The following is a 13,003-nucleotide window of genomic DNA, read 5'->3' as shown; positions in this document are numbered from 1 at the left end:
CGGAGGCTCTCATGCAACTCGAAGGTTCCTGCCATTGCGGCGCGGTGTCGTTCAGCCTCACCAGCGCCCATCCCTACCCTTACCAGCGTTGCTACTGCTCGATCTGTCGCAAGACCCAGGGCGGCGGCGGCTTTGCGATCAACATTGCCGGTGACGCCAACAGCCTGAAAGTGCGCGGGCGCAAACAGATCGCGATCTACCACGCGCTGATCAAAAGCGACGGCGACAAGCGCGCCCACCGCAGCAGCGCCGAGCGGCATTTCTGTTCAGTCTGCGGCTCGGGTCTATGGCTCTTCAGCCCGCAATGGCCGGAGCTGATTCACCCGTTCGCTTCAGCCATTGATACCCCGCTGCCGGTGCCGCCGGAACACACGCACCTGTTGCTGGACTCCAAGGCATCGTGGGTCGAGGCCGAGGTGAAGCCCGGCGACAAGCAGTTCGATGCCTACCCGCAAGAGTCCATCGCCCAGTGGCACGAGCGGCTCGGACTGGCCTGCTGAGAATAATTATCAATTTTTTTCACGTGGCAGTTCCCCTTTGCGTTTTTCGTTCGGTTAACCCCTCAGAAGCACTTCAACTACCGACCGATTCGACGCATAGGGATCCCCATGTCGCACCAGCTTGCCGCCCGTTTTCGATTTGCCTTGTGCCCTCTGGCGCTGGCCCTGCCCGCCGCCCTGCTGAGCCTCGCCCCCGCTGCCTACGCCGCTGACACCGAGGCCGAGAAAAAACCGGCCAAGGACGACGGCGTCCTGCAACTGGGCGCGACCACCATTTCCGGCCAGGCACTGGGCGCTACCACCGAAGGCACCCGCTCCTACACCACCGGCTCGACGTCTTCGGCCACCGGCCTGCCCCTGTCGATTCGCGAGACGCCGCAATCGGTGACCGTCATTACTCGTCAGCAGATGGACGACCGCGGCGTGCAGAGCATTAGCGACGCGCTGCGCAACACACCTGGCATTTCGACACAGAAGTACGACAGTGACCGCACCGAGTTTTCCGCCCGTGGATTTGCCATCACCAACTTCCAGTACGACGGCGTCAACATTCCCTACGACGGCGTGTACGGTGAAAACCCGAACAATGGCGACGACGCATCCAGCCTGGATCGCATCGAAATCGTCAAGGGTGCGACCGGCCTCATGACCGGCTCGGGCGACCCGTCCGCCACCGTCAACCTGATCCGCAAGAAGCCGACCAAGGAGTTCAAGGCGTCCATCAGCGGCACCGTCGGCTCGTGGGATGCCTATCGCGGCGTCGGCGATATTTCCGGTTCGCTGAACGAGACTGGCAGCGTGCGGGGCCGCTTCGTCGGTGCCTATTCGGACAAGAATTCCTACCAGGATCATTACAGCCAAAAGAAGGACCTGTTCTACGGTGTGCTCGAAGCCGACCTGACGCCCGACACCCTGCTGACGTTCGGTATCGACAAGTCGAGCACGACGCCGCGAGGTTCGTCCTGGACCGGCAACCCGGTGTATTTCTCGGACGGTGGCCGTACCGATTTCTCCCGTCACTTCAACCCCGGTGCCGACTGGAGCCGACGCGATTTCGACGACATCACCTATTTCGCGTCCCTGGAACAAGCCTTGGCCAACGACTGGAAATTCAAGGCCAGCCTCGACCAGAAAACCACCGATCACGACACGCGCCTGGCCTCGGCCAGCGGCGGCAACCCGGACCGCGCCACCGGTGAAGGCATGTTCCTGTACTGGGGGCGCTGGGAAGGCCATCGCGTGCAGAACACCGCCGACGTGAACGTCACCGGTCCATTCAGCCTCGGTGGTCGAGAGCACGAACTGGTGGCCGGGTTCATGGCGTCGCACTCACGCCAGACCGGCGCGACCTACGACACCAGCGCCTTCGAAATGGTCCCGGGCAGCATCTATGACTGGAACGGCGATCTGCCGGAACAGGACTTCCCGAAAAACGGCAAATACGAGCGCACCCAAAGCCAGAACGGCCTGTACCTGGCCACGCGCCTGCACGCGACCGACGACCTGTCGATCATCCTCGGCAGCCGCTTGAGCACGTTCAAGTACAACGAAGACTATTCGTATTATCCGGGTGCCGGGCTCGATGACACCCACGCCAGCTACAAGGAACATGGTGTGGTCACGCCTTACGCCGGTGTGGTCTATGACCTCGACGACACCTATTCGGTATACGCCAGCTACACCAGCATCTACCAGCCGCAAACCTACAAGGATGCTGCGGGTTCGACCCTGGCACCGGTCGAAGGCGACAGCTACGAGGCAGGGCTCAAAGCCGCCTACTTCGACGGTCGACTGAACGCCAGCCTGGCCTTCTTCCGCATCGAACAAGACAACGTCGCCGAATCGATCGGCACCAATGCGGTCACCAACGAGGGCATCTACAAAGCCATCGACGGCGCGACCACCAAGGGCGTCGAGCTGGAACTGGCCGGTGAAGTGGCGGATGGCTGGAACGTGTCGGCCGGCTACACCTACGCCCGCACCCGTGACGCTGAAGAACAACGGATCTATGGCTTCCCGTTGTCGACCACCAAACCGGAACACGTCGTCCGCACGTTCACCACCTACCGGCTGCCAGGCGCACTGGATCAGGTGACTGTCGGTGGCGGCATCAGTTGGCAGAGCGAGTTCTATGGCAAGATCTACAGCCCGACCGTGGGCGACTACACGCGGATCAAACAAGGTGGCTACACCCTCGTCGACCTGATGAGCCGCTACAAATACGACGAGCACTTGAGCTTCACCCTCAATGCCAACAACGTCTTCGACAAGCGTTACCTGACGGGTCTGGGCAACTTCGACACCACCTACTACGGCGAGCCACGCAACGTGATGCTGACCACCAAGTGGGATTTCTAAGCTGAACGCCTAAACCAAAAAAACCTGTAGGAGCGAGCTTGCTCGCGATGGACGTCAACGATAACGCGCTCTGTCTGAATGCACGCGCCGCGCTTGAGTTCTTCGCGAGCAGGCTCGTTCCTACAGGGGTTATGCGGCGGCGGGTATGCCGCTGTGGAAGCGGAACTCCACATCCGGCGATTCGATCAGTTCCTGCTCGGCGGCGCGAACCTTGTCGATCACCTGGGCGATGTCCTTCGCGTCCCCGTACTGGTAGGCCAGCTTCAGGTAACCCTGGAAATGTCTGGCCTCGCTCTTGAGCAGACCGAAATAGAACTTGCCCAGCTCTTCATCCAGATGCGGCACCAGCGCCTCGAAACGCTCGCAACTGCGAGCCTCGATGAACGCGCCGACCACCAGCGTGTCCACCAGCTTGACCGGCTCGTGGCTGCGCACCACCTTGCGCAGCCCCGAGGCGTAGCGTCCGGCGGACAACTGACGCAGTTCGATCTTGCGCCGTTTCATCAAACGCATCACCTGTTCGTGGTGCACCAACTCTTCCCGGGCCAGGCGCGACATCATGTTGATCAGGTCGACGTGGGAGTGGTACTTGGCGATCAGGCTCAATGCCGTGCTGGCGGCTTTGAATTCGCAGTTCTTGTGATCGATCAACAGGGTTTCCTGATCGGCCAGCGCGGCTTGAACCCAGCCGTCGGGGGTGCGGCAGCCAAGGAACTCGTGAATTTCGGGAAGGATCATGGGGCTCACGGATAAAAGGTTCAAAACGAAGGGCGCCGATTATACCGGCCTGCCCGCAGACCACCAGACACCAACTGTTGATATGCATCAAGTCCCCGAATGCCGGGCAACAACTATAGTTGTGCAACGCCGTGCGTTTTTAATTTCAGGAGATCCCGATCATGCAAGCCATTCGCAGCATCCTGGTGGTCATCGAACCCCAGCACTCGGAAAGCCTGGCGCTCAAGCGAGCCAAATTGATTGCCGGCGTGACCCAGGCACATTTGCACCTGCTGGTCTGCGACCCCAAGCATGATCACAGCGCCATGCTCACTGTGCTCAAGGCTGGCTTGCTTGAAGATGGTTACAGCGTCACCACCGAGCAGGCCTGGAATGACAGCCAGCATAAAACCATCGTCGATGTGCAGCAGGCCGAAGGCTGCGGGCTGGTGGTCAAGCAGCACTTCCCCGATAACCCCTTGAAAAAGGCCCTGCTCACGCCGGAAGACTGGAAACTGTTGCGCGAATGCCCGACGCCGGTACTGCTGGTGAAAACCGCGGGCTCGTGGAAAGACAAGGTGATCCTGGCAGCCGTGGATGTCGGCAACTCCGACCTTGAACACCGTCACCTGCACAACACCATCATCGATCATGGCTACGACATCGCCAGCCTCGCCAAGGCCCACCTGCACGTCATCAGCGCCCATCCGTCACCGATGCTGTCGGCCGCCGACCCGACGCTTCAACTGAGCGAAACCATCGCCGCGCGTTATCGCGAACAGTGCAAGGCGTTCCAGGCGGAATTCGACATCGACGATCAACACCTGCATATCGAGGAAGGCCCGGCGGATGTGCTGATTCCCTTCATGGTGCACAAGCTGCAGGCCGCCGTTACCGTGATCGGCACCGTGGCGCGGTCCGGGTTGTCAGGGGCATTGATCGGCAATACGGCGGAAGTCGTGCTGGATAAGGTGGAGAGTGATGTGCTGGTGCTCAAGCCAGCGGAAGTGGCGGATCATCTTGATGAATTGATCGACAGGCATTGAAGCCAATAAAAAGATCGCAGCCTGCGGCAGCTCCTACACCGAATATCCGTAGGAGCTGCCGCAGGCTGCGATCTTTTCAACCGCCAAAGGCGTCTTTCAGAAACCCCGGCGCGATATAGCGCTGGTAATGGGCCTCGGACAGCAGGAAAAATTCCCGATCAATGGCATCGCGCAGTTCCGGCAGGTTCCAGTCGCGGAATTCCGGCAACAACACCATACCGTAGGCTTCCAGATTGTTGATGACCCGCGCGCCCCGGGCGATCAATTGATAAGCCCAGCAATATTCCGACTGATGGGGCACGAAGCGAATCTTGCGTTGTTCCAGCTGCATTCTGAGCAGCGCCGGGTCGAAAATTTCCACCTTGGCGGCCATCACCTGGGACAGTAGCTGCTCCAGACGCAGCCACACCGCGCGTTTTTCTTCTTCGTTGTAGCCGTTCCAGTGAATCACTTCATGGTGGAACCGCTTGCAGCCACGGCACACCAGGTCACCGTAGACAGTGGAGCAAAGGCCGACGCAGGGCGTCTTGATGGTCTGATTGGGCATAGGTAGGCAAAACGCGAAAAAGCAAAACAGGTCGGCATGGTAGCCCTTTGTCGAATATTCATCACCCCTCAAAGTTCGGGGCCAAAGCGCTCGGTGGCTCTTTGCCGACGGCCACCACCAAAGTCCAATAAACACTGACTTACCTTTAATTTTTTTTTGCCGTAGAATCAGCCTGCCTTTTTAGGCGCCAATGTCCGTTAGAAGCTGTTTTCAAAGCGTCACGAGCACAGTCGTTCCTTCAGAGCGGTGTTGGCGAGGGGTTTTTCCAGCGGGGAAAAGCCCAACGCCAACCCTCATCAGCTCCCGTTCTGCAGGCGTAAAACTTTGAAAGCAGCTTCTGTAAGGAATTGTCGGTAATTCTGGCTAAGTGGCTCACAACGCCATGCAGCGCATGAGTACGGCAATTTCGGGATGAGCGTCCCGGACACCCATTTGGGACCACTGATGAGGGTAATAACTGTGCTTGAAGCCTACCGCAAACATATCGAAGAGCGTGCAGCACTGGGTATCGTTCCCCAGCCGCTTAACGCCGAACAAACTGCAGGCCTGGTCGAGCTGCTGAAAAATCCCCCGGCTGGCGAAGAAGCATTCCTCGTTGACCTGATCACCAATCGCGTTCCGCCAGGCGTGGACGAAGCAGCCTATGTAAAGGCCGGCTTCCTGTCCGCCATTGCCAAAGGCGAAGCCAACTCCCCCCTGATCGACAAGAAGCGCGCTGTTGAACTGCTCGGCACCATGCAGGGCGGCTACAACATCGTGACTCTGGTTAACCTGCTGGACGACGCCGAACTGGCCCCAGTAGCTGCCGAAGAGCTCAAGCACACCCTGCTGATGTTCGATGCCTTCCACGACGTGGCTGAAAAAGCCAAGAACGGCAACGTTCACGCTAAAGGCGTCCTGCAATCCTGGGCTGACGGCGAATGGTTCGTGAAGCGCCCGACCCTGGCCGACAAGATCAGCCTGCGTGTGTTCAAGGTTACCGGCGAAACCAACACCGACGACCTGTCCCCTGCTCCTGATGCCTGGTCCCGTCCAGACATCCCGCTGCACGCCCTGGCCATGCTGAAAATGGCCCGTGACGGCATCGTGCCGGACGAGCAAGGCGTCACCGGTCCGATGAAGCAGATCGAAGAAATGCGCAACGCCGGCTTCCCGATCGCCTACGTGGGCGACGTGGTCGGTACCGGTTCTTCGCGTAAATCGGCCACCAACTCCGTACTGTGGTTCTTCGGCGACGACGTTCCTTACGTGCCGAACAAGCGTGCCGGCGGTTTCTGCTTCGGCAACAAGATCGCACCGATTTTCTACAACACCATGGAAGACGCCGGCGCACTGCCGATCGAATTCGATGTGTCCGGCATGAACATGGGCGACGTGATCGACCTGTACCCGCATGCTGGCAAAGTCTGCAAGCACGGCTCCGACGAAGTCCTGACCACCTTCGAAATGAAGACCCCGGTCCTGTTGGACGAAGTACGTGCTGGCGGCCGTATCCCGCTGATCATCGGCCGTGGCCTGACCGAGAAGGCGCGTGCCGAGCTGGGCCTGCCACCTTCGGACCTGTTCAAGAAGCCAGAAGCTCCTGTTGAAAGCACCAAGGGTTTCACCCTGGCGCAGAAAATGGTCGGCAAGGCTTGCGGCGTGACCGGCGTTCGTCCGGGCACCTACTGCGAACCGAAGATGACCACCGTGGGTTCCCAGGACACCACCGGTCCTATGACCCGTGACGAACTGAAAGACCTGGCGTGCCTGGGCTTCTCGACCGATCTGGTGATGCAGTCCTTCTGCCACACCGCGGCTTACCCTAAGCCGATCGACGTGAACACCCACCACACCCTGCCTGACTTCATCATGACCCGCGGCGGCGTTTCCCTGCGTCCGGGCGACGGCATCATCCACTCGTGGCTGAACCGCATGCTGCTGCCGGACACCGTCGGCACCGGTGGTGACTCCCACACCCGTTTCCCGATCGGCATCTCGTTCCCGGCCGGCTCCGGTCTGGTTGCGTTCGCCGCAGCTACTGGCGTCATGCCGCTGGACATGCCTGAGTCGGTTCTGGTTCGCTTCAAAGGCGAGCTGCAACCAGGCGTCACCCTGCGTGACCTGGTTCACGCCATTCCTTACTACGCGATCCAGGCTGGCCTGCTGACCGTAGAGAAGAAAGGCAAGAAAAACGCCTTCTCCGGTCGCATCCTGGAGATCGAAGGTCTGCCTAAGCTGACCGTAGAGCAAGCGTTCGAACTGTCCGACGCCTCGGCTGAACGTTCGGCTGCCGGTTGCACCATCCAGTTGTCCAAAGAGTCGATTGCCGAATACCTGCAGTCCAACATCACCCTGCTGCGCTGGATGATCGGCGAAGGCTACGGCGATGCTCGTACTCTGGAACGTCGCGCTCAAGCAATGGAAGCCTGGCTGGCCAACCCTGAGCTGATGGTAGCGGACAAAGACGCTGAATACGCTGAAATCATCGAGATCGACCTGGCCGACATCAAAGAGCCTGTGCTCTGCGCGCCGAACGACCCGGACGATGCTCGCCTGCTCTCCAGCGTTGCTGGCGAGAAGATCGACGAAGTGTTCATCGGTTCGTGCATGACCAACATCGGTCACTTCCGCGCTGCCGGTAAGTTGCTGGAACAGGTCAAGGGTCAGCTGCCAACCCGTCTGTGGCTGTCGCCGCCGACCAAGATGGACGCTCACCAGCTGACCGAAGAAGGCTACTACGGCATCTACGGCAAGGCCGGCGCTCGCATGGAAATGCCAGGTTGCTCGCTGTGCATGGGTAACCAGGCACGTGTAGAAGCCAACTCCACCGTGGTGTCGACTTCGACCCGTAACTTCCCGAACCGTCTGGGTGACGGCGCGAACGTCTACCTGGCTTCGGCCGAGCTGGCGTCCGTGGCTTCCATCCTGGGTCGCCTGCCGACCGTCGAGGAGTACATGGAATACGCTGGCAAGATCGACAGCATGGCGGCCGATATCTACCGCTACCTGTCCTTCGACCAGATCGCCGAGTTCCGTGAAGCTGCTGCGAACGCCAACATCCCGGTCGTTCAAGCCTAACGTAGCAACGCAATGAAAAACGCCGCCCATCGTGAGATGAGCGGCGTTTTTTTATGCCTGAAAATTCGCCAGTGAAGTGAGCGCTTTTTGTGGCGAGGGGGCTTGCCCCCGTTCGGCTGCGTAGCAGTCGTAAATTCGGTAAACACTGTTTAGTCATGAAAATACTGGGGCCGCTGCGCGACCCAACGGGGGCAAGCCCCCTCGCCACACAAACCCTCCCACCGATTATGTGTTCCTTTTGAGCGCTTGCTGCACCGCTCCATCCACACTCAACCCACTCAGCACCGCCCCGTTTGCCTCCACCTCCGGCAACGCTGCCAACACTGACTGCGCTTGATCCTTAAGCCGCGCCAGCATCAACCGCTTGCCTTCCTGATGTACCCGCTCAAAAAACTCCTGCAATGCCTCGATGCTGGTGCCATCCAGGTCGGGGGACTCCTCAAGGCTGAGAATGACCGTATGAATCGGCGTTGGCGAATGCCGGATCAAGCGCAAGGCCCCACCAAGAATCCGCTCGACATTGGCAAAGAACAACGCTTCTCCCGGCCGCACAATCAATACGCCAGGCACTGTTCGCGCCGTCGGATGGCGTTGCACGTCGACAAAATCGTGACCGCCATCAATGCGCCCGAGTATCTGGATATCCGCCGCCGACAGCTGCTTGAGCATCAGCAACACACTGATCGCCACCGCCACCAGCAAGCCGTCCAGCACTCCGAGCATCAGGACCGCACCCACAGCGCAGATCACCAACAAACGGTCACGGCGCCAAATGAAATAACGTCCCAATGGTTGCAGGCTCAAGCCACGGCCCAGCGCATGAATGACGATAGCCGCCAAAATCGGTTCGGGCGTCAGCGCGATGTAAGGCAGCACCGTCAACACGATCACCAATACAACGAACGCCGCCACGAGGCCTGCCAGGCGCGAAGTTGCACCGGCGGCTTCATTTGCCGATGTTGCCGAATAGCCTGCCCCCGCCGGCATCCCGTGGAACAGGCCAGACAGCAGATTGGACGCGCCGAGGACCAGCAAATCACGGTTCGACTTGACGCGATCACCATGCTTTAACGCATAGGAGCTGATCGAACCATAAGACTCCGCGTACAGGATCATCACCATGGCGAACGCCAATTCTCCCAATCGCAACCAGTCGGAAAACGGCAGCACCGGCAGTCTTGGCACCTCAAGGCCCAGGTCGATCACGCCGATCAGCTTTACGCCGTAGGCCGGCAGCTCCAGCCACTGGCCCGCCGCAATGCCAATCACCACCACCAACAATCCGCCCGGCAAACGCCGAAGCCGCCCAAACAGCCACAACAAAGCCAATGCCACTGCGCCGACAGACGCAGCCACCCAATTCCATTGCGGCAATTGTTCAAGCAACTGCGGCAGAAACCGCACCAGATTGGCATCGCTCAGATGCACCCCGACCACGCTGGCGACCTGTTTGAGAATGATGGTCAGAGCCAGACCAAAGGCAAACCCGCGCAACACCGGCTTGGCAATAAACGACGTCACGCTGCCGAGCTTGAACAGCCCGGCCAGCAAAAAGAAAAGGCCGGTCATCAGCACCAGTCCGATAGCCAGCGTCGAGCGAAGCGCAGGGTCGCCATTGGCCAACGTCGCAGTGGCCGCCGCGAGCACCGCAGCGGACGACGAAGTCGCCGAGACAATCGCAAAACGGCTGGTGCCGAGCAGGCCATAACACAGCAACCCGGCAAACAAGGCGATCACCCCGGCCTGAGGCGCCAGTGCGGCGATGCTTGAATAAGCCACCGCTTCGGGCAACAACAGGCCGGCAATCGACAACCCGGCCAGCAGGTCCTGCCAACGATTGGGTCGCTCGGTGGAATGGGAAGTTGAAGCGCTGGCCAATCCGGTGTCTCCAGGCGAAAAAAAACCGCTGCACGTATCACGTGCAGCGGCCACTGTAGCTGAAAATCAAAAGATCGCAGCCTGCGGCAGCTCCTACGGATGATTCGATCCTGTAGGAGCTGCCGCAGGCTGCGATCTCTTGACCTTTAAATCAGGCGGTCAGCGAGTAGATCAACGCCGTGATTGCCACCAGGCCCACCGCCGTCACGAAGACGTTGGACGCCTGACCGCGATAACGCGCCATCGCCGGCACCTTGCGGATCGCGTACATCGGCATCAGGAACAGGATCGCCGCGATAATCGGGCCACCCAGTGTCTCGATCATGCCGAGGATGCTCGGATTCAGCGTGGCAATGATCCAGCACACCACCAGCATGAATGCCGCAGTCATGCGGTCCAGGGCCTTGGCCGACGGACGCTTGCCGCTCTTGACGATCAAGCCCTTGAGACCTTCACTGGCGCCGATGTAGTGCCCCAGGAACGACTTGGAAATGGCCACGAATGCAATCAACGGCGCCGCAAAGGCGATGGTCGGATTGCTGAAGTGGTTGGCCAGGTACGACAGGATCGACAGATTCTGGTCCTTCGCTTCAGCCAGTTGTGCCGGCGACAGGGTCAGCACGCAGCTGAAGACGAAGAAAAACACCATCACCACCATCAACAGGTGGGCGCGGGACAGGATTTGCGAGCTGCGCTCCTCGGCGTGTTCGCCATAACGACGCTTCTGGTCCACCGCGAACGCCGAAATGATCGGCGAGTGGTTGAACGAGAACACCATCACCGGAATGGCCAGCCACATGGTATGCAGCAACGCCGAAGGCGCAGGCACCTGGCTTGCAGTGGCGAGGATGCCGCCGTTCCAGTGCGGAACCAGGTACACCGCCAAAAACAGCAGCGCGACGATGAACGGATACACCATCAGGCTCATGGCCTTGACGATCATCTGCTCACCGCAACGCACCACCGCCAGCAGGCCGAGGATCAGCACCAGCGACAGCACGGCGCGCGGAGGTGGCGTGATGTGCAGTTGATGCTGCAGGAAACTGCCCACGGTATTGGTCAGTGCCACACTGTAGATCAGCAGGATCGGGAAAATAGCAAAGAAATACAGCAAGGTGATCAGGGCGCCAGCCTTGATCCCGAAATGCTCTTCCACCACTTCCGTGATGTCCGCACCTTCACGTCCGGACAGGACGAAGCGGGTCAGGCCGCGGTGGGCGTAGAACGTCATCGGAAACGCCAGCAACGCCAGGACCAGCAGCGGCCAGAATCCGCCCAGCCCTGCGTTGATCGGCAAAAACAGCGTGCCCGCACCAATTGCAGTGCCAAACAGGCCCAGCATCCAGGTGGTGTCTTGACGATTCCAGCTCGAAAGCGTTGTTGGTGTCGCTGCTACATAGCGTTTGTTGACGCTATTGGCCTGATCATTCATCCGGTGGGATCTCCACATTCCGGTCACTTGCCACTCGACCACAACGCGTCGGAATACCCGACAGGCAGCGCCCTGGTCGAAACAGGGGCGCGATTCTGGAGGATTAGTGAACAGAAGCAAAGAGTTAGGTGAGGAACGGTGGTGCCAGATTGGTAAAAATCTCCTCTGTAGGAGCGAGCTTGCTCGCGATTGATCCGAAGGCTACACCGGCCTGCTGCAAGTGCGCGTCATCGGTTACGACCACCGCGAGCAAACTCGCTCCTACAGGGTGTTTCGCGAGCACTTCATCGCCAAACAGCATCCGCAACTTGATAAAGGTCCATCGACATGTATTTTGAATGAACCTGCATGCCTTTCGGAGTTGCCCATGCCACTGGTTCGCATCGACATCAAGAAACACCAGGACCCCACACACGCCAAACGCGTCGGCCAACTGATCTACGCCGCGATGCGCAGCACCATTGGTGTGCCAGAGAACGACAACTTCCAGATCCTCAACGAGCACGATGAACAGCATTTCATTTTTGATCCCGGCTACCTGGGCATCCCGCGCTCCGATGGTCTGATTGTGATCCAGATCACCCTGAGCGAAGGCCGCACGGTCGAGCAGAAAAAACTGCTCTACAAGACCATCGCCGAGAGCCTTGAGTCCGAGCTGGCGGTGCGCCTGGAGGATGTGTTCATCAACCTGGTGGAAGTGAAAAAAGAGAATTGGTCGTTTGGCCACGGCATCGCCCAGTACGCCCTCTGAATTAAACCTTTGATAGCTGTGAGTTCTCAATGCCTCGAGTTTCCCGCAAGCAAGCCGACCTCAACCGCGAAACCATCGTTGAGGCCGCAACGAAATTGTTTCGCGAACGTGGCTTGCACGGGATCAGCGTCGTCGATGTGATGGCCGCTGCCGGTCTGACCCATGGCGGCTTTTATGGGCACTTCGAATCCAGGGAGGCGTTGGCGACGGAAGCCAGCGGTCGCGCATTTGAAGAATCCGGGGCTCGCTGGAAAGAACGAATTGCAGCGGCCGACAGTAACGCCGCCGCACGCCGCGCCTTGATCGAACCGTACCTCTCCACTGCCAGCCGTGATAACCCGGGTGACAGTTGCCCAGTGGTGGCCTTCGCCGGTGACATGTGCCACGAAGCTGCAGACAGTCCCTTGCGTCAAACCTTCATGGTCGGACTGAACCGGCTGCTCGACAACTTTGGCAGCCTGATGGATTCCCCCGATGCCCCGCTCAAGCGACAACAGGCGCTGGTGCAATATTCGCTGATGGTTGGCGCACTGATCCTGGCCCGGGCAACCCGCGGCGATGCGCTGTCGGAGGAGCTCCTGGCGGCCGCAACACGTTTTCTCATAGAGGAGCAGACCTAGCTCAGTGATAATTCGCCTCAAATAGAAATTCCTCGCAAGCTGCGCCAGCTCCTACACTCAAAAGTGAGGCTTGCTGATGACAGGTTTTGGTCAA

Annotated in this window: 10 protein-coding genes; 6 read left to right on the top strand and 4 right to left on the bottom strand. The window is 59.4% G+C overall.

The genetic code is table 11. The features are described from left to right. The first annotated feature begins 11 nt into the window (after positions 1-11). Both AD668_RS11620 and AD668_RS11615 read left to right on the top strand, forming a co-directional pair. Positions 12-500 carry a GFA family protein gene (locus AD668_RS11620; protein ID WP_053158698.1) on the top strand — a complete coding sequence of 163 codons (489 nt, stop codon included), beginning with the start codon at positions 12-14 and terminating at the stop codon, positions 498-500. A gap of 108 nt (positions 501-608) precedes the next feature. Beyond that, positions 609-2,858 (top strand): TonB-dependent siderophore receptor, encoded by a 2,250-nt coding sequence (locus AD668_RS11615; RefSeq protein WP_053158695.1) that lies wholly within the window; start codon positions 609-611, stop codon positions 2,856-2,858. A gap of 129 nt (positions 2,859-2,987) precedes the next feature. Here the strand turns inward: AD668_RS11615 and AD668_RS11610 are convergent, their stop codons facing one another. After that, positions 2,988-3,596, bottom strand: a complete 609-nt coding sequence (locus AD668_RS11610; RefSeq protein ID WP_053158693.1) for a tRNA-(ms[2]io[6]A)-hydroxylase — start codon at positions 3,594-3,596, stop codon at positions 2,988-2,990. Positions 3,597-3,757: 161 nt separating this feature from the next. Between AD668_RS11610 and AD668_RS11605 the strand changes: the two genes are divergently transcribed. Beyond that, positions 3,758-4,621 carry a universal stress protein gene (locus tag AD668_RS11605; RefSeq protein ID WP_053158691.1) on the top strand — a complete coding sequence of 288 codons (864 nt, stop codon included), beginning with the start codon at positions 3,758-3,760 and terminating at the stop codon, positions 4,619-4,621. Positions 4,622-4,697: 76 nt separating this feature from the next. Here the strand turns inward: AD668_RS11605 and AD668_RS11600 are convergent, their stop codons facing one another. Continuing rightward, positions 4,698-5,168: a DUF1289 domain-containing protein gene (locus tag AD668_RS11600; protein WP_007937731.1), complete on the bottom strand. Its 471-nt coding sequence runs from the start codon at positions 5,166-5,168 to the stop codon at positions 4,698-4,700. A 459-nt stretch (positions 5,169-5,627) separates the two neighbouring features. On the opposite strand from AD668_RS11600, the gene acnB reads away from it, so the two are divergent. Further along, the gene (gene acnB / locus AD668_RS11595; protein WP_053158688.1) at positions 5,628-8,228 is read left to right on the top strand and encodes a bifunctional aconitate hydratase 2/2-methylisocitrate dehydratase; all 2,601 of its coding nucleotides are present in this window, start codon (positions 5,628-5,630) and stop codon (positions 8,226-8,228) included. 225 nt (positions 8,229-8,453) lie between these two features. Here acnB and AD668_RS11590 read toward each other — a convergent pair whose 3' ends face one another. Together AD668_RS11590 and AD668_RS11585 are read right to left on the bottom strand one after the other, a co-directional pair. After that, entirely contained in the window at positions 8,454-10,106 is a 1,653-nt protein-coding gene (locus tag AD668_RS11590) for a SulP family inorganic anion transporter (protein ID WP_053158685.1), read from the bottom strand. 151 nt (positions 10,107-10,257) lie between these two features. Continuing rightward, complete coding sequence (locus AD668_RS11585; protein WP_053158683.1) at positions 10,258-11,538, bottom strand: serine/threonine transporter; 1,281 nt, start codon at positions 11,536-11,538, stop codon at positions 10,258-10,260. Between the two features lie 367 nt (positions 11,539-11,905). Between AD668_RS11585 and AD668_RS11580 the strand changes: the two genes are divergently transcribed. Together AD668_RS11580 and AD668_RS11575 are read left to right on the top strand one after the other, a co-directional pair. Then, a complete protein-coding gene (locus AD668_RS11580; protein WP_053158680.1) occupies positions 11,906-12,289 on the top strand; it encodes a tautomerase family protein in 384 nt (127 codons plus the stop codon). 29 nt (positions 12,290-12,318) lie between these two features. Beyond that, a complete protein-coding gene (locus AD668_RS11575; protein ID WP_053158677.1) occupies positions 12,319-12,909 on the top strand; it encodes a TetR/AcrR family transcriptional regulator in 591 nt (196 codons plus the stop codon). Positions 12,910-13,003 lie beyond the last annotated feature (94 nt).

This window comes from Pseudomonas sp. P1.8 (genome assembly GCF_001269805.1).
In the GTDB taxonomy this organism is placed as follows: domain Bacteria; phylum Pseudomonadota; class Gammaproteobacteria; order Pseudomonadales; family Pseudomonadaceae; genus Aquipseudomonas.
Note: the sequence above shows the minus strand (reverse complement) of the source record. Positions and strands in the feature narration are given on the sequence as shown.